The organism is Rhizobium leguminosarum, assembly GCF_001679785.1.
In the GTDB taxonomy this organism is placed as follows: Bacteria; Pseudomonadota; Alphaproteobacteria; order Rhizobiales; family Rhizobiaceae; genus Rhizobium; species Rhizobium leguminosarum_R.
Genome location: NZ_CP016286.1, coordinates 1,376,143 through 1,394,236, shown reverse-complemented (window position 1 = coordinate 1,394,236; position 18,094 = coordinate 1,376,143). Strand labels below are relative to the sequence as shown.

At 61.5% G+C, this 18,094-nt stretch carries 17 protein-coding genes; 1 reads left to right on the top strand and 16 read right to left on the bottom strand.

The features are described 5' to 3' along the window. Positions 1-135 precede the first annotated feature (135 nt). The 11 genes from BA011_RS07085 to pcsA form a co-directional block, all read right to left on the bottom strand. Complete coding sequence (locus BA011_RS07085; RefSeq protein WP_025394525.1) at positions 136-921, bottom strand: FadR/GntR family transcriptional regulator; 786 nt, start codon at positions 919-921, stop codon at positions 136-138. A 16-nt stretch (positions 922-937) separates the two neighbouring features. Continuing rightward, entirely contained in the window at positions 938-1,906 is a 969-nt protein-coding gene (gene yjfF / locus BA011_RS07080) for a galactofuranose ABC transporter, permease protein YjfF (RefSeq protein WP_065279907.1), read from the bottom strand. Then, positions 1,903-2,913 (bottom strand): ABC transporter permease, encoded by a 1,011-nt coding sequence (locus BA011_RS07075; protein ID WP_065279906.1) that lies wholly within the window; start codon positions 2,911-2,913, stop codon positions 1,903-1,905. The genes yjfF and BA011_RS07075 overlap by 4 nt, the downstream gene beginning before the upstream one ends. Then, a complete protein-coding gene (gene ytfR / locus BA011_RS07070; RefSeq protein ID WP_065279905.1) occupies positions 2,910-4,433 on the bottom strand; it encodes a galactofuranose ABC transporter, ATP-binding protein YtfR in 1,524 nt (507 codons plus the stop codon). The genes BA011_RS07075 and ytfR overlap by 4 nt, the downstream gene beginning before the upstream one ends. 227 nt (positions 4,434-4,660) lie before the next feature. Continuing rightward, positions 4,661-5,623 (bottom strand): galactofuranose ABC transporter, galactofuranose-binding protein YtfQ, encoded by a 963-nt coding sequence (gene ytfQ, locus BA011_RS07065; protein ID WP_003539585.1) that lies wholly within the window; start codon positions 5,621-5,623, stop codon positions 4,661-4,663. A 144-nt stretch (positions 5,624-5,767) separates the two neighbouring features. Continuing rightward, entirely contained in the window at positions 5,768-6,844 is a 1,077-nt protein-coding gene (locus tag BA011_RS07060; protein ID WP_065279904.1) for a BMP family ABC transporter substrate-binding protein, read from the bottom strand. A gap of 50 nt (positions 6,845-6,894) precedes the next feature. Then, on the bottom strand, positions 6,895-7,815 hold the full coding sequence (locus BA011_RS07055) for an ABC transporter permease (RefSeq protein ID WP_065279903.1): 921 nt from the start codon (positions 7,813-7,815) through the stop codon (positions 6,895-6,897). Further along, the gene (locus tag BA011_RS07050) at positions 7,812-8,897 is read right to left on the bottom strand and encodes an ABC transporter permease (RefSeq protein ID WP_065279902.1); all 1,086 of its coding nucleotides are present in this window, start codon (positions 8,895-8,897) and stop codon (positions 7,812-7,814) included. The genes BA011_RS07055 and BA011_RS07050 overlap by 4 nt, the downstream gene beginning before the upstream one ends. Positions 8,898-8,908: 11 nt before the next feature. Then, the gene (locus BA011_RS07045) at positions 8,909-10,477 is read right to left on the bottom strand and encodes an ABC transporter ATP-binding protein (protein ID WP_065279901.1); all 1,569 of its coding nucleotides are present in this window, start codon (positions 10,475-10,477) and stop codon (positions 8,909-8,911) included. A gap of 39 nt (positions 10,478-10,516) precedes the next feature. Next, positions 10,517-11,497, bottom strand: coding sequence for a quinone oxidoreductase family protein (locus BA011_RS07040; protein ID WP_065279900.1), 981 nt, complete (start codon positions 11,495-11,497; stop codon positions 10,517-10,519). A gap of 10 nt (positions 11,498-11,507) precedes the next feature. Beyond that, on the bottom strand, positions 11,508-12,236 hold the full coding sequence (gene pcsA, locus BA011_RS07035) for a phosphatidylcholine synthase (protein ID WP_065282437.1): 729 nt from the start codon (positions 12,234-12,236) through the stop codon (positions 11,508-11,510). A 353-nt stretch (positions 12,237-12,589) separates the two neighbouring features. Here pcsA and BA011_RS07030 point away from each other — a divergent pair, with 353 nt between their 5' ends. Further along, positions 12,590-13,402, top strand: coding sequence for a ferredoxin--NADP reductase (locus BA011_RS07030; RefSeq protein ID WP_065279899.1), 813 nt, complete (start codon positions 12,590-12,592; stop codon positions 13,400-13,402). 50 nt (positions 13,403-13,452) lie between these two features. On the opposite strand, the gene BA011_RS07025 is transcribed toward BA011_RS07030, so the two are convergent. The 5 genes from BA011_RS07025 to BA011_RS07005 form a co-directional block, all read right to left on the bottom strand. Next, positions 13,453-14,067 (bottom strand): GntR family transcriptional regulator, encoded by a 615-nt coding sequence (locus BA011_RS07025; protein WP_065279898.1) that lies wholly within the window; start codon positions 14,065-14,067, stop codon positions 13,453-13,455. A gap of 345 nt (positions 14,068-14,412) precedes the next feature. Next, the gene (locus BA011_RS07020; protein WP_065282436.1) at positions 14,413-14,772 is read right to left on the bottom strand and encodes a VOC family protein; all 360 of its coding nucleotides are present in this window, start codon (positions 14,770-14,772) and stop codon (positions 14,413-14,415) included. Positions 14,773-14,845: 73 nt separating this feature from the next. Continuing rightward, entirely contained in the window at positions 14,846-16,048 is a 1,203-nt protein-coding gene (locus tag BA011_RS07015; protein WP_065279897.1) for an ABC transporter permease, read from the bottom strand. Further along, entirely contained in the window at positions 16,038-16,754 is a 717-nt protein-coding gene (locus BA011_RS07010; RefSeq protein ID WP_003539566.1) for an ABC transporter ATP-binding protein, read from the bottom strand. Before BA011_RS07010 ends, BA011_RS07015 begins: the two co-directional genes overlap by 11 nt. Before the next feature lie 12 nt (positions 16,755-16,766). Next, positions 16,767-18,059 (bottom strand): efflux RND transporter periplasmic adaptor subunit, encoded by a 1,293-nt coding sequence (locus BA011_RS07005; protein WP_065279896.1) that lies wholly within the window; start codon positions 18,057-18,059, stop codon positions 16,767-16,769. Positions 18,060-18,094 lie beyond the last annotated feature (35 nt).

Genomic DNA, 18,094 nt, shown 5'->3' with positions numbered 1-18,094 from the left:
GCGGCTTTATCGCCTCATACTGCATAATTCCCTAAATCGGAATCGATTTAAGGATAAATTATGCGGTCATTCAAAGTGCTGCAGCGTCCTTTCATCTCTCGAAAAGACGCGCGGCGCTGCAGACTAGCAAAGCCTTCACAAGGGTGAAATTGCGGCCGAAATCGACCCTGTGACGGCCTCGGACCCACGGGCCTCGAAAGCTTCATGCACATGGATGCGACCGTCGAGGATGACGTCCTCCATCGCACGGCGCGCGGCGGCGTTATCGCCGGAAACGATCGCATCGACGATGCGCATATGGGTATCGGCGATATTGGCGAAGCCGTTTTCGGTTGGCGGCGTGCTCATCCGGAACATGCCGACGAGGGCTGCTTCGATGAGACTGCCCAGTGTCCGCATGAAGGGATTGTGCGAGGCTTCGGCGATCGCCAGGTGAAAACGAAGGTCGGCGAGTGCCAGGCTGTCGGCCGTATGACCGGCCGCTGCCATCTCGAGCGCCAGCCCGCGCAGCATCTCGATCTCCTCGGCATTTGCCCGCTCGGCGACGAGACCGGCGGCGAAAGGTTCGAAGGCGAGGCGAATATCGTAGAGTTGCAGTAGAAACTCTTCCGTCACGCCATTGTCGAAGTGCCAGGCGATGATCTCGCTGTCGAACATGTTCCAGAGGTTCTTCTCGGTCACACGCGTACCGACCCGTGCCTTGGCGACGACCATGCCTTTGGCGGCAAGCGTCTTCATCGTTTCGCGCAACACCGTGCGGGACACTTTGAAACGTTGTGCCAGTTCCGTATCGCCTGGCAGGATCGAGCCGACCGGATAGGTGCCGGCGACGATCGCCTTGCCGAGTTCGTCGACGACCTGGGCGTGGCTCGTCCGCGTTCTACGCCCCGTTTTGCGTGTCTCGTCCAATTTGTAGCGCAAGCGATCCGTCTCCCCCTCAGGCGTACCTCTTGTTCAGACTGGAGGCGAACAGGATGGCTTTCTGCATCAGGATGAATGCAAACAGCAAAAGGCCAATCAGGATCTTGGTCCACCAGCTCGACAGCGTGCCGTCGAAGGTGATGTAAGTCTGAATGAGCCCCTGGATCAGGATACCGATCAAGGTTCCCGCCACGAATCCCGCTCCTCCGGTCAGCAGCGTCCCCCCAATGACCACCGCCGCGATAGCATCGAGTTCGACGCCGACTGCTGCAAGAGAATATCCGGCAGAGGTGTACAGCGAAAAAACGATCCCGGATAGACCCGCCAGAAAGCCCGACAGCGCATAGATCTGGATTGTCGTGCGGCCGACCGGCACGCCCATCAGCCGCGCCGTCTGCGGACCGCCGCCGAGTGCATAGACATTGGTGCCGAAGCGGGTGCGCTGGGCGATGAAGATGCCGACGGCAAAGACCAGAAGCATGATGCCGCCGATCAGCGTCAGCCGCCCGCCACCGGGCAGACGGTAATAGAGGCTCGTCAGCGTCGAATAATATTCGTGGTTGATCGGGATGCTGTCGATCGAGAGCACGAAGGCCATGCCGCGCGCCAGGAACATGCCGGCAAGTGTCACGATGAAGGCCGGCATTTCGAGATAGTGGATGATCGCGCCCATGATACCGCCAAAGGCAGTCGTGATGACGAGCACCAGTGCAAAGGCGAGCAGCGGATGGATCGAGGTATTCTCAAGGATCACCGCGAGGAAGACGCCGGTAAAGGCGATGACCGAGCCGATCGACAGATCAATGCCGCCGGAAATGATGACGAAGGTCATGCCGACCGCAGCGATACCGAGAAAGGCGTTGTCGGTCAAAAGATTGCCGATGACGCGCGTCGACAGAATGTTCGGATATTGCAGCGCGCATCCGGCATAGGCGAGCACGAAGATGACGATGGTCGCAAGCAGCGGCAGGTATTTCGAGTTCATTTCGGCTGCTCCCTGCCCTGCCGGCGGCTGGCGAAGATGGCGAGCGATTGTACCGCCGGCGACTGGATAACGAGGATGACGATAATGATGACGGCCTTGATGATCAGGTTGAATTCAGGCGGGAAGCCGGCGGACAGGATGCCGGTATTCACCGCCTGGATGATCATCGCGCCGATCAGAGACCCGAGAATGCTGAAGCGGCCACCGAGCAGCGAATTGCCGCCGACGACGACGGCGAGGATCGCATCGAGTTCCAGCCACAGGCCGGCATTGTTGGCATCGGCGCCCTTGATGTCGGCTGCGACGATGATGCCCGCAATCGAGGCGCAGATCCCGCTCAGCATATAGACCGCCATCAGCAGCACCGGCGTTTGAATGCCGGAGAGTGTGCTGGCGCGGCGATTGATGCCGACGGCCTCGATCAGCATGCCGAGCGCCGTGCGGCGGACGAGCAGGATGACGAGCAGGCCGACGAGAAGCCAGATGACGACAGGCATCGGCAGAAGCAGCAGCGAACCGCTGCCGAAGAAGGTGAGCCCATCATCGTTGAAGGTCAGGATGGCGCCTTCGGTGATCAGCTGGGCGATGCCGCGGCCGGCCACCATCAGCACCAGCGTCGCGATGATCGGCTGGATATTGAGGACTGCCACCAGGAAACCGTTCCAGATACCGCAGGCAAGCCCGATCGCAAGCGTCAGGATAATGGTATAAGAAACTGAATTTCCTGAGACAATCGACGATGCGGCGACGGCGCCGCAGATAGCGATGACCGCACCGACGGACAGGTCGATGCCCTTGGTGGCGATGACCAGCGTCATGCCGATCGCCAGCAGCGCCACCGGCGCGCCGCGGTTCAGCACGTCGATCAGGCTGCCATAAAGCCGGTCATTCTGAACCACGACATTAAAAAACTGCGGCGACGTCATGAAATTCAACAAAAGAATGACAAAGAGCGCAATCAATTGCGGCGCCAGGCGATAGGCCAGCGCTTTCAGCGAGGATCTCATGCATCCTCCATCTTGTGCTCGGCGGCGGCAATGGCATCGACGATGCCGGCAGCGGTGATACGCTCGCCTGTCAGTTCGGCGATATGCTGCCTGTCGCGCAGTACGATGACACGTGAACTATAGGCAACAAGCTCTTCAAGTTCCGAGGAAATTACTATCAGCGACATGCCGCCTGCACAGAGCTCTTCGATGAGCCGGATGATCTCGGCATGAGCGCCCACATCGATGCCGCGGGTCGGCTCGTCGAGGATCAGAAACTTCGGATTGGTCGCCAGCCAGCGAGCGAGGATCGCCTTCTGCTGATTGCCGCCTGACAGTAGCCGGATCGGTTTTTCGCGGTCGGTGGTGCGGATATCGAGCGCCTTGATGTAGCGGTCGGCGAGCGTATTCTGCTCGGCGCGTGAAAGCGGCCGCGTCCAGCCGCGGCGGGCCTGGAGCGCCAGTGCGATGTTCTCCCTGATCGACAGGTCGCCGATGATGCCATCGGTCTTGCGGTCCTCGGGGCAGAAGCCGAAACCCTTTGCGATCGCGGCGCGCGGGCTGGAAAGCGTGACCGGCTGGCCGTCGATCGTGGCGCTGCCGCTGTCGGCATGTTCGATGCCGAAGAGAAGTTCGGCAGTTTCGGTGCGGCCGGAGCCGAGCAGCCCGGCAACGCCGACCACCTCTCCGGCTCGCACCTCAAGGTCGAAAGGTTTGACCTTGCCGCGTTTGCCGTAGCCTGAAAAACGGTATCGGACGTCACCGGCCGCAAGGCTGCGTTCCCTCACCGTCTCCTCGACATGGGCCAGTTCGCGGCCGAGCATCATGGCGATCAGGCCCTGGCGCGGCAGATCGGCAACGTCGCGGGTGCCGACGAGCTTGCCGTTACGCAGCACGGTAATTCGGTCGCTGATCGCATAGACCTGCTCGAGAAAATGGGTGATGAAGACGATGCCCAGGCCGCGCTTCTTGAGGTCCTCGATGATGCGGAAGAGCAGCGCCACTTCCTGATTGTCGAGACTTGCAGTGGGCTCGTCGAGGATCAGCACCTTGCCGGAGAGATCGACGGCACGGGCGATGGCAACCACCTGCTGGACGGCGACGGAGAAACGGCCGAGTTCGGCGGTGACGTCGATATCGACGCCGTAGCCGCTCAGCAGGTCGCGCGCCTTGCGGTTCATCGCACGGACGTCGGTCATGCCGAAGCGCCTTGGCTGGCGTCCAAGAAAGAGGTTTTCGGCGACGCTCAGATTGGAAAGGAGATTGACCTCCTGATAAACCGTGCCGATACCGAGCTTCTGGGCGGCGAGCGTATTGGCCGGATTGATTTCCTGGCCGTCGAGCGTCAGGCTGCCCTCGTCACGATGATAGGCGCCGGTGATGCACTTGATCAGCGTCGACTTGCCTGCGCCGTTCTCGCCCAGCAATGCGTGCACCTCGCCTCTGCGGAGCGTGAAATCGACCTTGTCCAGCGCCACTGCGCCTGGAAAGAATTTCGATATTCCGGAGGCCGCGAGAACGTTCTCGAAATCGTGAATCATAAGGGTCTGTTTTCCTGATATTGACGGCAAACGCCGCGCCGCAGCCGGACATGACGTCCCGAGGCGGCAAGGCAGTTCCGCACCGGTCCATGACGGGCCGGTGCGGTTCTACAGCGCCCTCGTCTTTTCGAGACGCATAGGGACGCTGTAGCGCTTTGAATTGCTGCAGAATTTTATCCTGAGATCGAATGCCGATTTCAGGAATCATGCAGCGGTGTCACATCAGATCAGTAGCCCTGACCCTTCTTCTCTTCGTAGACCTTCATCGGTTCGTCGGCCGGCGTGTAGAGCTTCGACTCGGTCTGGATCCACTTGGCCGGAGCCTTCTTGTCCTTCAGATAGGCTTCGAGCGCATCGAAGGCCGGACCTGCCATATTCGGCGTCAGCTCGACCGTGGCATTGGCCTCGCCTTCGGACATGGCCTTGAAGATATCCGGCACGGCGTCAATGGAGACGACGAGGATATCCTTGCCGGGCTTCAGGCCGGCTTCCTTGATCGCCTGGATGGCGCCGACGGCCATGTCGTCGTTATGGGCGTAGAGAGCGCAGATATCCTTGCCGCCATTCTCGGCCTTCAGGAAGCTTTCCATGACTTCCTTGCCCTTGGTGCGGGTGAAGTCACCGGTCTGGCTGCGAACGATCTTGAGGTTGTCGTGGCCTGCAAGCGCCTCTTCGAAGCCCTTCTTGCGGGCGATGGCCGGCGACGAACCGGTGGTGCCCTGAAGCTCGACGACATTGCACTTCTTGTCGCCGACGGTCTTGACCAGGAAGTCGCCTGCGACCTTGCCTTCATGGACCAGGTCCGACGTCACCGCCGTCAGGTAGAGATCATCGGGAGCCTTGATGGTACGGTCGAGAAGGATAACCGGGATTTCGGCTTCCTTGGCTTCCTTGAGAACGTCGTCCCAGCCGGTTTCGACGACCGGAGCAATGAGAATGGCATCGACACCCTGAGCAATGAAGGAGCGCAGAGCCTTGATCTGGTTTTCCTGCTTCTGCTGCGCATCGGCAAACTTCAGATCGATGCCGCGCTTCTTGGCCTGTTCCTTGGTCACGGTCGTTTCAGCCGCACGCCAGCCCGATTCCGAGCCGATCTGCGAGAAGCCGACAGTGAGGCCGGCGGCCGAAGCCGAACCGAACATGCAGGCAGCCAGAATCGTGGCACTCAAAAGTGCAGTCTTCAATTTCATGATTTCCTCCCAATGCCGCATCTCGCGGCGCAGGGTCAAAAAATCATATAGTATTACTTTTGTAAATCGGAATCTTGGGATGCATTGCAGCAAAAAAAGAGCGCCCGGAAGGGCGCTCTTCGCATCTGCGAGATAGCTGCAGGACTATTTACCCGGCAGCTTGTCGTCCACACCTTCGACATAGAAGTTCATGCCGAGCAGGGTGCCGTCATCGGCCTTCTCGCCGGCCTTCAGCCAGGGCGTTCCGTCCTGCTTGTTGATCGGTCCCGTGAAGGGATGCAGTTCGCCTGATTTGATCTTGGCTTCGGCCTCCTCGGCGAGTTTCTTCACGTCGTCGGGCATGTTGGTGTAGGGCGCCATCGTCAGGATACCGTCCTTGAGGCCATCCCAGCTCTGCTCTGACTTCCAGGTGCCGTCGAGAAGCGCCTTGACGCGCTTGACGTAATAATTGCCCCAGGTGTCGATGATCGCGGTCAGCTGGACGTTCGGGCCAGCCTTGATCATGTCGGAAGCCTGGCCGAAGGCCTTGACGCCGCGCTGCTCGGCGACCTGCATTGGAGCGGTCGTATCGGTGTGCTGGGTGAGGATATCGACGCCCTGGTCGATCAGCGCCTTGGCAGCATCGGCTTCCTTGCCCGGGTCGAACCAGGTGTTGACCCAGATAACCTTCATCTTGAAGTTCGGATTGACCGACTTGGCGCCAGTTTCGAAGGCATTGATGCCCATCACCACCTCGGGGATCGGGAAGGAGGCGATATAGCCGGCCGTGCCGTTTTTAGAGAGCTTGCCGGCGATAATGCCACTGATGTAGCGGCCTTCATAGAAGCGGGAATTGTAGGTCGCGACATTGTCGGCGGCCTTGAAGCCTGTCGCATGCTCGAACTTCACTTTCGGGAACTTCTTAGCGACGGCAATAGTCGGGTCCATGAAACCGAAGGACGTGGTGAAAATCAGCGAGCAACCGGAGCGGGCCATGCGCTCGATGGCGCGTTCGGCATCCGGGCCTTCCGGGACGCTTTCGAGGTAGGGCGTCTCGATCTTGTCGCCGAATTCCTTTTCGAGCTGGAGGCGGCCGTTCTCATGGGCCTGCGTCCAGCCGCCATCGGTGCGGGTGCCGACATAAACGAAGCAGACCTTGGTCTTGTCAGCCGCCTCGGCGGCCGAACCGATGCTCAGGACGAGGGCAGCTGTCGCTGCGAGAGCAAGTGCAAGTTTTTTCATATTGATCCCTGTTGGTTGGAAGTTTCGAAACCCGTCTTGTTTGTTGTTGCTCACCGGTCCGGCACGAAGGCTTTGCCGAGCGAGGCCGGCGTATTGATCAACGTCGTGCGCCGATTATGCGAGATGATGAGGAGGACCACAACTGTCGCCGCATAGGGCAGCATCGAGAGGAACTGCGAGGGAATGCCGATGCCGAAGGCCTGCGCGTGCAGTTGCAGGATCGTTACCGCCCCAAAGAGATAACCGCCGGCCAGCAGGCGCCAAGGCCGCCAGGAGGCGAAGACGACGAGCGCCAGCGCGATCCAGCCGCGCCCGCCGGACATGTTCTCTGTCCATTGCGGCGTATAGATCAGCGACAGCTGCGCACCGGCAAGGCCGGCGCAGGCGCCGCCGAACATCACGGCGAGGTAGCGCATGCGGATGACGTCGATACCGAGCGCATGCGCCGAGGCGTGATTGTCACCGATGGCGCGGATCTTCAGGCCGGTGCGGCTCTTGAAGAGGAACCAGTTGACGGCGATAACGAGCAGGATCGACAGGTAGAAGATCAGATCCTGCTTGAAGAGGACCGTTCCGACATAGGGAATGGCGGAAAGCACCGGGATTTCGATCGGCAGCAGCCGGACGCCGGGTGCGCCGACGAAGGCCTCGCCGAGCATGCCGGAGGCGCCGAGGCCAAGGATCGTCAGCGCAAGGCCTGTCGCCACCTGATTGGCAACGAGTGTCAACGTCAGGAAGGCGAAGAACAGCGAAAACAGCGCGCCGCTGACGACGCCGCCGACAATGCCGATATAGGCCGAGCCGGTGAGCTGTGCCGTGGCAAAGGCACCGACCGCGCCCATGATCATCATGCCCTCGACACCGAGATTGAGAACGCCGGAGCGCTCGGTCACCAGTTCGCCGAGTGCGGCGATGACGAGCGGTGTGGAGGCGGTGATGACAGTCAGCAGAATGGCTTCGAAGATGCTCATGCCGCCCTGCCCCCGACCCGCGACCAGACCAGGCGGATTTTGTAATAGATCAGCGTATCGCAGGACAGCACGAAGAAGAGCAGCAGACCCTGGAAGACGCGGGTGACCTTGTCGGAAACGCCGAGCGAAAGCTGGGCTGCCTCGCCGCCGAGATAGGTCAGCGCCAGCACCAGGCCCGATGCAATGATGCCGAGCGGATTGAGGCGGCCGAGGAAAGCGACGATGATGGCGGTGAAGCCGTAGCCCGGCGAGATCGCCGGCTGCAAATGGCCGATCGAGCCGGAAACCTCGCTGATGCCGGCAAGCCCGGCAAGAGCGCCCGAGAACAGAAAGCTGAACCAGATCATCTTCTTGGAGGAGAAACCGGCAAAACGCCCTGCCCGTTCCGATTGGCCGAGCACGACGATCTCGAAGCCTTTCAGCGTATAGCGCAGCATGAACCAGGCACCGACCGCCGCAATGATGGCGAAGATGAAGGCCCAATGGGCGCGGCCCGACTCTTCCCAGATCGCCGGCAGCACCGCCTCCGGCGCGAAATCGCGCGAGACTGGAAAGTTGAAGCCTTTCGGATCGCGCCAGGCGCCGCGGATCAGCCAGTCAAGGAAGAGCTGGGCGATATAGACCAGCATCAGCGATGTCAGGATCTCATTGGTATTGAAATGCGCCTTCAGCAGCGCCGGAACGGCGGCGAAAAGCGCACCGCCGAGCGCGCCCAATATCAGCATCAGCGGCAGCACCAGTGGCGAATGCCAATCGTAGAAAATGATCGGCAGATAGGAGCCGGTGATGGCGCCGATGGTGAACTGGCCTTCGGCGCCGATATTCCAGTTGTTCGAACGGTAACAGACGGCCAGGCCGACGGCGATCAGGATCAGGGGCGCGGCCTTGATCGCCAGTTCGTGCAGCGACCAGACCTCGAGTAGCGGCTCGATGAAGAAGGCTTCCAGTGCCTCGACCGGGTCCTTGCCGAGCATGGCGAACATGATGGCGCCGAAAGTGAGCGTCAGAACAAGGGCGAGGAGCGGCGAGACGAAGCCGAAGAGCTTCGAAACGTCCGGGCGTTTTTCGAGTTCAATGCGCATGGGCTGCCTCTTCAATGCGCATGGGGCGCCTCCGGGGCAGAGCTGCTCTCGTGCAGTCCGCCCATCAGCAGACCGATCTTTTCGCGCGTCAGCTCGCCGGCCGGGAACGGGCGGGAAAGGCGGCCTTCGGAGATGACGGCGATATCTGTCGCAACTTCGAAGATCTCGTCGAGATCCTGGCTGATGACGACGACGGCCGAACCGTTTCTTGCGAGATCGACGAGCGCCTGGCGGATGCGGCTTGCCGCCCCGGCATCGACGCCCCAGGTCGGCTGGTTGACGACGAGCACCGCCGGCTGACGGTCGAGCTCGCGGCCGACGATGAACTTCTGCAGGTTGCCGCCGGACAGGGAGCCGGCGGCCGGATCATCGCCGCTCTTGCGGACATCCATCGCTTCTGAAATGCGCCTGGCGGCGGATTTCACCGCCCCGCGGCGGATCATGCCGAGCAGACCCAGAAACGCCTTGCGGTCCGACTGGCTGCGGGCAAGGACAAGGTTGTCCGACAGTTTCATGGCGGAAACGGCGGCGTGGCCGTGGCGCTCCTCCGGCACGAAGCCGGCGCCGAGAAGACGGCGGGCGGTAATGCCCTGATTGCCGACCGGCTTTTTGCGGATGACGATCGCCTCGGCCGAGGCGACCGGATATTCGCCAGACAGTGCATCGAAGAGCTCGCTCTGCCCGTTGCCCGCGACACCCGCAATGGCGAGGATCTCGCCGGAGCGCACCGCCATCGACACATCACGCAGCGACATGGCGAAAGGGGTGCGCGCGGCGACGGAAAGATTGGCGACGGCAAGCTGCACCTCGCCCCTGTCGCTTCGCTCCGGATGCGTGACGGTCGCCACTTCGCTGCCAACCATCATGCGGGCGAGCGAGGCAGGCGTTTCCCGCTTCGGATCGCAGGCGCCGGTCACCCGGCCATGACGCAGCACGGTGGCGCGATCGCAGATCCGCTGCACTTCTTCCAGGCGGTGGCTGATATAGAGAACCGAACGCCCTTCGGCGCGCAACTTGAACAGCGTCTCGAACAGCTTGTCGGCCTCCTGCGGCGTCAGCACCGAGGTCGGCTCGTCGAGGATGATGAGCTTCGGGTTCTGCAGTAGCGCGCGGACGATCTCGATGCGCTGGCGCTCGCCGACCGAGAGATCGGCGACATGGGCATGCGGGTCGAGCGGCAGGCCGTAGGCGACGGACAGCGCCCTCGCCTCCTCGGAGATTCTATCGATCGGAATGGCGTCATCGAGCGACAGTGCGATGTTTTCGGCAACCGTCAGCGCCTCGAACAGCGAGAAATGCTGGAAGACCATGCCGATGCCGAGCTTACGGGCTTCACCGGGCGACGCGATCGCGACCGGCTGGCCCTGCCAGAGGATATTTCCGCCCGTCGGCTCGAGAACGCCGAACAGCATCTTCACCAGGGTGGATTTGCCCGCACCATTTTCGCCGAGAAGCGCATGAATTTCGCCCGGCGCGATATCGAGATCGATTTCATTGCAGGCGGCAAAGCCACCGAAGAACTTCGTCAGCTTCTGGACCGATAATAACGCACCGGAATCCGGCACATTCAATGGCGACACGTTCCCCTCATTTCTTCTGCCAACCGGTCCGTTCGGATCTCATGGAATCAGCAGCGTCGTTCCTGTTGTTTTTCTTGTTTCCAGATCCACGTGAGCCCGCCCAACCTCACGCAGCGGATAGGTTTGATTGATATTGATACGCACTTTGTTGCTTTGCACAATATCAAATAGCGCTTTGGCACTGTCGATCAGCTCCTGACGCGCGGCAATATAGGTGAACAGCGTCGGCCGAGTCGCAAAGAGCGAGCCCCTCTGCGCCAGAGCCGCGAGGGTAAAATTCTCGATCGACCCGGAGGATTGGCCGAAGGAGGCAAAAAGACCGCGCGGCTTCAGACAATCGAGCGACTGTGGAAAAGTATCCCGGCCGATCGAATCGTAGACGACATCCACGCCCTTGCCGCCGGTGATGTCGCGGACACGGTCGACGAAGCTATCGCTCTTGTAGTTGATCACATGGTCGTAGCCATGGGCGAGCGCCAGCTCGATCTTGTCTTCGGAGCCCGCCGTGCCGATGACGGTGGCGCCGAGCGCCTTTGCCCATTGCCCGGCGATCAGGCCGACGCCGCCGGCAGCGGCGTGAAACAGGAGGACGGTCTCAGGGCCGACCTTGAAGGTGCGGTTCAGGAGATATTCGGCGGTCATGCCCTTCAGCATCATCGCCGCTGCGGTCTTCAGCTCTATGCCGTCAGGCACATGCACCAGATGCCGCGTCTCGATATTGCGTTCGGCGCTATAGGCGCCGTCCGCGCTGGCATAGGCGACACGGTCGCCGACCTTGAAGTCCTCGACGCCGGGGCCGACCGATGTCACCGTGCCGGCGCCCTCCTTGCCGGTGACGAAGGGGAGATGCGGGGTCTTGTAGGTGCCGTTGCGGAAATAGACATCGATGAAATTGAGCCCGACCGCCGCCTGCCTAATCTGCACTTCGCCTGTCGATGGCGGCGGAAGATCGATCTCGACATAGTCGAAAACCTCCGGCCCGCCTGTCCTCGAAAATGAAACCGCCTGCGTTTTGGTCATCTTGCCTGTCCTATGCTTCGCGTCCAAGGGCGGGGAAGAATTGCAGCACCGCGCCGATGACGTAAAGATAGGCGCCGGTCACGATGAAGAGAATGAGCGCCCATTCGGGTGTGTCGAAATGCATCAGCAGCGAAAAAATGCCGAGCGCCGACCACAGGAAAAAGACGCCGAGGTTGAGTGGGCGCAGCCTTTTGACCCGGACCGGGTGGAGGAAATGGATCGGCAGGAAGGTCAGCACCACCGAGACGATGACAACAGTGAGCGCCGTCGTGGCGCTGGCATCGATGACGAACAGCGTGAAAACGATCATGTTCCAGACGACGGGGAAGCCGGAGAAGAAATACTCGTCCGTCTTCATGCCCATATCGGCATAATAGATGGCGCTGGAGACGACGATCATGCCGGCGGCGGCGAAGGACCAGGGCTCGCCGATCATGCCGCTCTGATAGAGCGCGAAGGCCGGCAGAAGCACATAGGTGACGTAATCGATGATATTATCGAGCGTATCGCCTGACCAGTTCGGCAGCACTTCCTTGACGCGCACCTTGCGGGCGATCGGCCCGTCTATGCCGTCGACGAGAAGGGCAAGCCCCAGCCACCAGAACATGTCGATGAAACGGTGCTCGGCGGCGGCAACGACACCGAGAAAGGCAAGGAAGGAGCCGGATGCCGTCAGGATATGGACGGAAAAGGCGCGCATCTCCGCATAAGGAACACGCTTGTAGTTGAAAATCTTCATATTCCCCGACCGCCCTGTCGCGCTCGCCCCGGCAAGCATCTTTTTTCGCCACCATCGCCGGACCCTGGCTGAATCGGGTTCGACGCCGTAGGCCTTTGTTGTCGCACCGTTTTTGCCGAAAACCGGCATCCGTTTCCGGCGTGCTGCTCTAATATGCATCCTTTGCCGGGCTTCGCCAGCGGGAAATACGACATTCTCCGCCGGGCCCCTGCTCCCCATTGAATCCTGACAATGACATGCATATTTCCCTTTAGAAGCGTCGCGTGGAATGGAATGCCTTTAATTCCGGCCGGATTTGTAATATCTCGCTCGCATCCGACTGTTCATCCGACGAAACGGGATCCGCTACCGAAATGAACGCGCCTGCAAAGACCGAAGACTTCGCCTTGTCCATCCCCGCCGGCGTCTATGCCGAGACGGTGCTCGATGTCACGCACTATACCGACCGGCTCTTCCGCTTCACGATGACCCGGCCGCAGGGCTTCCGTTTCCGTTCCGGCGAATTCGCGATGATCGGCCTGATGGTCGAGGGCAAGCCGGTGTTCCGCGCCTATTCGATCGCCAGCCCCGCCTGGGCCGAGGAGCTTGAATTCTTCTCGATCAAGGTGCCGGATGGCCCGCTCACCTCCCATCTGCAGGCGATCAAGCCGGGCGACCAGGTGCTGATGCGCAAGAAGCCGACGGGCACTCTGGTGCTCGATGCGCTGACGCCCGGCCGTCGTCTCTACATGTTCTCGACGGGAACAGGCATTGCGCCTTTCGCCAGCCTGATCCGCGATCCCGAGACCTACGAGAAGTTCGAGGAAGTCATCCTCACCCATACGACGCGCGATGTCGCCGAGCTGAAATACGGCTTTGACCTCGTGCACGAGATTGAGAATGACGAGCTGCTGAAGGAAGTCGTCGGCGATAAGCTGCGCCACTATCCGACAGTCACGCGCGAGGATTTCGAATATCGCGGCCGCATCACCGACTTGATCTCCTCCGGCAAGCTGTTCACCGATCTCGGCGTGCCGCCGCTCGACCCGGTGATCGACCGCGGCATGATCTGCGGTTCCTCGGCCATGCTGAAGGATACCAAGGAACTGCTCGAAAAGGCCGGCCTCGATGAAGGCGCCAACAGCAAGCCCGCCGAATTCGTCATCGAGCGTGCTTTCGTCGGCTAAAGCATCTCTGACAATCAGATCTATGAACGGCTCCGGAAACGGGGCCGTTTCTATGTCCGGCTGAGGTAGTCGATCAGCACCGCCATGGTGGCGCGCGCTTCATCCGGCCTGCCCTGATGGATGGCGCGGATGACGGCGACGTGCAGCGCGATGGCCCGATCCATGCGCTCCGGGCTTGCCTTGGCGTACCAGAGGCGGCGCGAATGCGTCTGCACCGGACCGAGTGCTGCCGTGATGAAGCCGTTCGGGCAGGCATCCTCGAGGATTTCGTCGAAGGCCTTGTCGGCGGCGAAGAAGCCGTCGAGATCGCCGGTAGCGGCGCATTCCTCCATCGCGCGGGCGCAATCGATGAGGCGCGCGCGCTGCTCGTCGCTCGCATGTTCGGCGACGAGGCTTGCCGCGATCGGCTCCAGCTCGCGGCGCACCTGCATGACGTTGCCGTGATCCTCCGGCGCGATCTCGGCGACCTGCAGCCCGACGCGCGGTTTGACCAGGATCAGCCCCTGCCAGGCAAGCTTCTGGATTGCCTCGCGCACCGGCGTACGCCCGTGGCCCGCCATCTCGATCAGCTGCTTTTCAGTGACAAGCGCGCCGGGCTTCAACGCCAGCGTCACGATCAGATGCTCCAGCGCGAGATAGGCAAGATGGCTCTGAGAAGTCTGCAATACGGAGCTCCGTCGCCAAGTCTGATATATCACATAGTGACACGGCCAAAAACCGAAGACAAGTCGGCACCGAAATATCGAATAGAGACAGATAGATAACATTCGCGAGGCTGCTGAAAATCGGCGAATGGCATTGCAGGCGCGGGCGTCTACGCCGTAAATGGCTCCTGCCGACCACCCCACTCTCCGTCCTCCTCGGCCTTGAGCCGAGGATCCACCTCGCATCCATCAGCCGCCGCGGCATGGGTCCTCGGCTCAAGGCAGAGGAGGACGGAGAGTGCGGTTGGCTCTCTCGCCAAACTCGCCCTCGCCTATAGAGGCAAAGCGCGCGCTACCTTCCCTCGGTCACCCCTTGCGAAACGCCCGGCTGGAAACCGAGATCGAATTTTGACATGGGTCTTTTGCATTGGCGAACTGATAGCCATCGGCTTTATGGATGGCACCGAACTCCAGGCCGTTCTCCGCGCATCGTCTGCAAAAAGCCTCGACGTCCTCCACGTCGAAGAACAGCTTGACGGTGGATTGGCCGCTCCGTTGCCCCTTGGCGGCCTGGTGCAGCATGATATTCGCACCGCCGTCCTGAGCGACCAGTTCAATAATCCTGTCGCCCGGCAGGCTGGTTGCCTTGAAACAGAAGTGCTTCTGATAAAAGCGCGCCGTTTCCTCGACATTCCCAGCGTAGATCACCAGCCTGTTGAGGGCCATGATGCTGACCTCCGATAGCGCTTGCATTCGATTGACAAGAGTAGAGAGACGTCATGCGTTTTGCCATGGCGCATTATTCGTGCCGCAGCGCCTCGATGGGGTTCAACTGTGCAGCCCTTCTTGCCGGGAAATAGCCGAAGATCATGCCGATCGCCGCGGAGAAGAGGAAGGCGACGGCGACCATGAGCGGGCTGAAGACGAAAGGGACTTTCAGGAGCGTCACGGTGCCGAAGCCGAGGCCGAGGCCCAGTATGATGCCGGTGATGCCGCCGAACAGCGACAGTGCCACCGCTTCGACCAGGAACTGGATGAGCACCTGGTTTTCCAGCGCGCCGATCGCCAGGCGGATGCCGATTTCGCGGGTCCGCTCGGTGACGGAGACCAGCATGATGTTCATGATGCCGATGCCGCCGACGAGCAGGCTGATCGCAGCGACGGCGCCGAGCAGGCCGGTCAGCAGCGTCGTCGTGCCGGTCATCGCCTCGGCGATCTGGGTCATGTCGTTGACGTTGAAATCGTCCTGGCGGCCGGGAACGATCTTGCGGCGCTCGCGCAGGAGATTTTCGACATCGGACTGCACCTTCGCGGTGGAGACGCCGTCGCGCGCCGAGATGATAATCTGCGGCACGTTGCTGTTGCCGCTGATGCGCCGCTGAAACACCTTGACCGGCATGATGACAACATCATCCTGGTCATTGCCCATGCCGGACTGGCCGCGCTTGGCCAGCACCCCGATGACGGGGCACGAGACCTTGCCGACGCGGATCTGCTGGCCTGTGGGGTCGGCGCTGCCGAAAAGCTGCGAGCGCACCGTCTCACCGATGATGCAGCGCGCCTGGCCGCGTTCCTCGGCAGGGGTGAAATTGCGGCCGAGCGCCAGGTTCCAGTCCTGCGCGATGAAATAATCATTGGTAGTGCCGGAGACGCTGGTGGAATGGTTCTGGCCGCCGAAGATCACGGTCGCCGTCGACTGGTTGAGCGGCGCCACGGCCCTGAGGCCGCCGATCTGGTCGCGGATGGCCGCGACGTCCTTGACGCTGAAGCGCTTGGCCTCGGAGCTCGCCCGGCCGGGGCCGAACTGGCCGGGACGGACGAACAGCATGTTGGTGCCGAGCCGCGACAGCTCGGTCGAGACTTGCGCGGTGGTGCCGTTGCCGATCGTCACCAGCGCGATGACAGCGGCAACGCCGATGACGACGCCGAGCACGGTCAGGAACGAGCGCAGCATGTTGCGGCTGATGGCCCGCAGCGCCAGCTTCAGCGTCTCAAAGAACATGATCCGCCCTCCTCCGATGCTCGACCTCAGTCTCCAGCTTGCCGTCGACGAAACGCAGCAGCCGCTGGGCATAGGCGGCGATATCGGGCTCGTGGGTGACCATGACGATGGTGATGCCCTGCTCGCGGTTCAGCCGCGTCATCAGATCCATGATCTCGACGCTGGTCTTGGTGTCGAGATTGCCTGTGGGCTCATCGGCCAAGAGCAGCGCGGGCTCGGTGACGATGGCGCGGGCGATAGCGACGCGCTGCTGCTGGCCGCCTGACAGTTCTTGTGTCTTGTGATGTTCGCGCCCGGTCAGGCCGACCAGCGCCAGAGCCTCGCGGGCCCGTTCGCGCCGCTCGCGCACCGCCATGCCGCGATAGATCAGCGGCAGTTCGACATTTTCGACGGCCGAGGTGCGCGACAGCAGGTTGAAGCCCTGGAAGACGAAGCCGAGCATGTGGCGGCGCAGCAGCGTCAGCTGGCTGCGGTCGAAGCCGCTGGTCGGAATGCCTTCGAAGATGTAATCGCCGGCGCTCGGCACGTCGAGGCAGCCGAGAATGTTCATCGCCGTCGACTTGCCGGAGCCAGACGGCCCCATGATCGCGACGAATTCATGGGCGTTGATCGCAAGGTCGACGTGGTCGAGCGCGCGAATCGCCGCCTCGCCCTCGCCATAGATTTTCGAGACCTGTCTGAATTCGATGAGCGGCGGGCTTGCCATCCGTCTCTCCGCCTAGTTCGCACGCGCCGTGGCGTCGATCACCAGTGCGTCGTTTTCCTTGATGTCGCCGGAGACGACCTGGGTGAACTGGCCGTCGGATGAGCCGACCTGGACGACAACAGGCGCCGGGAGACCGTTGCGCAGCACCCAGACACGGCGCTCAGCGCCCTTCAGCGCCGGGCCGGCATTGTTGTTGCGCTGGCGTGGCGGGCCGAAGATGCCGAAAATGCCGCGGCCGCGCCTCTCTGCCTGCGCCGGGGCATAGCGCAGCGCAGCGTTCGGCACCATCAGCGTGTCCCTGACGGCCTCGACGGTGACATCGGCCGTCGCCGTCATGCCGGGGCGCAACAGCAGGTCGGCATTGTCGACGGATAGAACCGCCTTATAGGTCACGACATTGTTGACCACTTCGGAGGCAAAGCGGATCTGCTCGATCTCGGCGGGAAAGGTGCGGTCGGGATAGGCGTCGACGGTGAACTTCGCCTTCTGGCCGACGGCGATCTGGCCGACATCGGCCTCGTCGACATCAACCTGCAGCTCCATCTTCTTCAGGTCGCCGGCGATGGTGAAAAGGATCGGGGCCGAAAGCGAGGCTGCGACCGTGGCGCCCGGATTGACGGAGCGAGTGAGGATGACGCCGTCGATCGGCGATATGATCTTCGCCTTGGCGAGGTTGACTTCGGCAAGCTGCAGGTCGGCCTCCGAGGCCAGAACCTCGGCCTCGTTGATCTGTTTGGCGGCGACGGCGGAATCATATTTGTAGCTGGCGTCGTCGAGGCTCTGCTGGGTGGAGACGTTGCTCCTGACCAGGCTCTTCAACCGCTCGAGAGAGGTGCTTGCCGATTGCATATCGGCATTGGCCTTGATGACGTTCGCCTTGGCCGAATTGAGCTTGGCGCGCGAGCTCTTCACATCCGCCTCGAGCTTGTTCGTATCGAGGAGGGCGAGCACTTCGCCTGATTTGACCGTGCTGTTGTAATCGACATTGACGTCGCGGACCGTGCCGGAAAGCTCGCTCGATATATCCACCTGCTCGGTCGGCTGTACCGAGCCGGTGGCGGTGACGAGCACCGTCAAATCACCGCGCTTTACCGGCTGGGTGGCATAGCTCAATTCGCTTTGCCCACGACCCATATAGAAATAAGCGGCGACGGCTGCGGCAGCGATGAGGATCAGCAGGATGAGCAGGCGTCCGCGCCAGCGGCTGCGCTTGCCCTGCCGTCCCGATGCGGCAAGGACCGCTGCGAGATCGGACGCTGCGCCTGTCTTTGCTCCGGTTTCGCTGCCGCTTACGATTTTGTTCATGTCGTCCTCAATCCGTCAGTGGCCGCCTGCGGCCT

Excerpts from the sequence above, each read along its gene's own strand:
- yjfF (WP_065279907.1), bottom strand. The coding sequence starts at position 1,906 with ATGAACTCGAAATACCTGCCGCTGCTTGCGACCATCGTCATCTTCGTG.
- BA011_RS07075 (WP_065279906.1), bottom strand. The coding sequence starts at position 2,913 with ATGAGATCCTCGCTGAAAGCGCTGGCCTATCGCCTGGCGCCGCAATTG.
- ytfR (WP_065279905.1), bottom strand. The coding sequence starts at position 4,433 with ATGATTCACGATTTCGAGAACGTTCTCGCGGCCTCCGGAATATCGAAA.
- ytfQ (WP_003539585.1), bottom strand. The coding sequence starts at position 5,623 with ATGAAATTGAAGACTGCACTTTTGAGTGCCACGATTCTGGCTGCCTGC.
- BA011_RS07060 (WP_065279904.1), bottom strand. The coding sequence starts at position 6,844 with ATGAAAAAACTTGCACTTGCTCTCGCAGCGACAGCTGCCCTCGTCCTG.
- BA011_RS07055 (WP_065279903.1), bottom strand. The coding sequence starts at position 7,815 with ATGAGCATCTTCGAAGCCATTCTGCTGACTGTCATCACCGCCTCCACA.
- BA011_RS07050 (WP_065279902.1), bottom strand. The coding sequence starts at position 8,897 with ATGCGCATTGAACTCGAAAAACGCCCGGACGTTTCGAAGCTCTTCGGC.
- BA011_RS07040 (WP_065279900.1), bottom strand. The coding sequence starts at position 11,497 with ATGACCAAAACGCAGGCGGTTTCATTTTCGAGGACAGGCGGGCCGGAG.
- pcsA (WP_065282437.1), bottom strand. The coding sequence starts at position 12,236 with ATGAAGATTTTCAACTACAAGCGTGTTCCTTATGCGGAGATGCGCGCC.
- BA011_RS07030 (WP_065279899.1), top strand. The coding sequence starts at position 12,590 with ATGAACGCGCCTGCAAAGACCGAAGACTTCGCCTTGTCCATCCCCGCC.
- BA011_RS07020 (WP_065282436.1), bottom strand. The coding sequence starts at position 14,772 with ATGGCCCTCAACAGGCTGGTGATCTACGCTGGGAATGTCGAGGAAACG.
- BA011_RS07015 (WP_065279897.1), bottom strand. The coding sequence starts at position 16,048 with ATGTTCTTTGAGACGCTGAAGCTGGCGCTGCGGGCCATCAGCCGCAAC.
- BA011_RS07010 (WP_003539566.1), bottom strand. The coding sequence starts at position 16,754 with ATGGCAAGCCCGCCGCTCATCGAATTCAGACAGGTCTCGAAAATCTAT.
- BA011_RS07005 (WP_065279896.1), bottom strand. The coding sequence starts at position 18,059 with ATGAACAAAATCGTAAGCGGCAGCGAAACCGGAGCAAAGACAGGCGCA.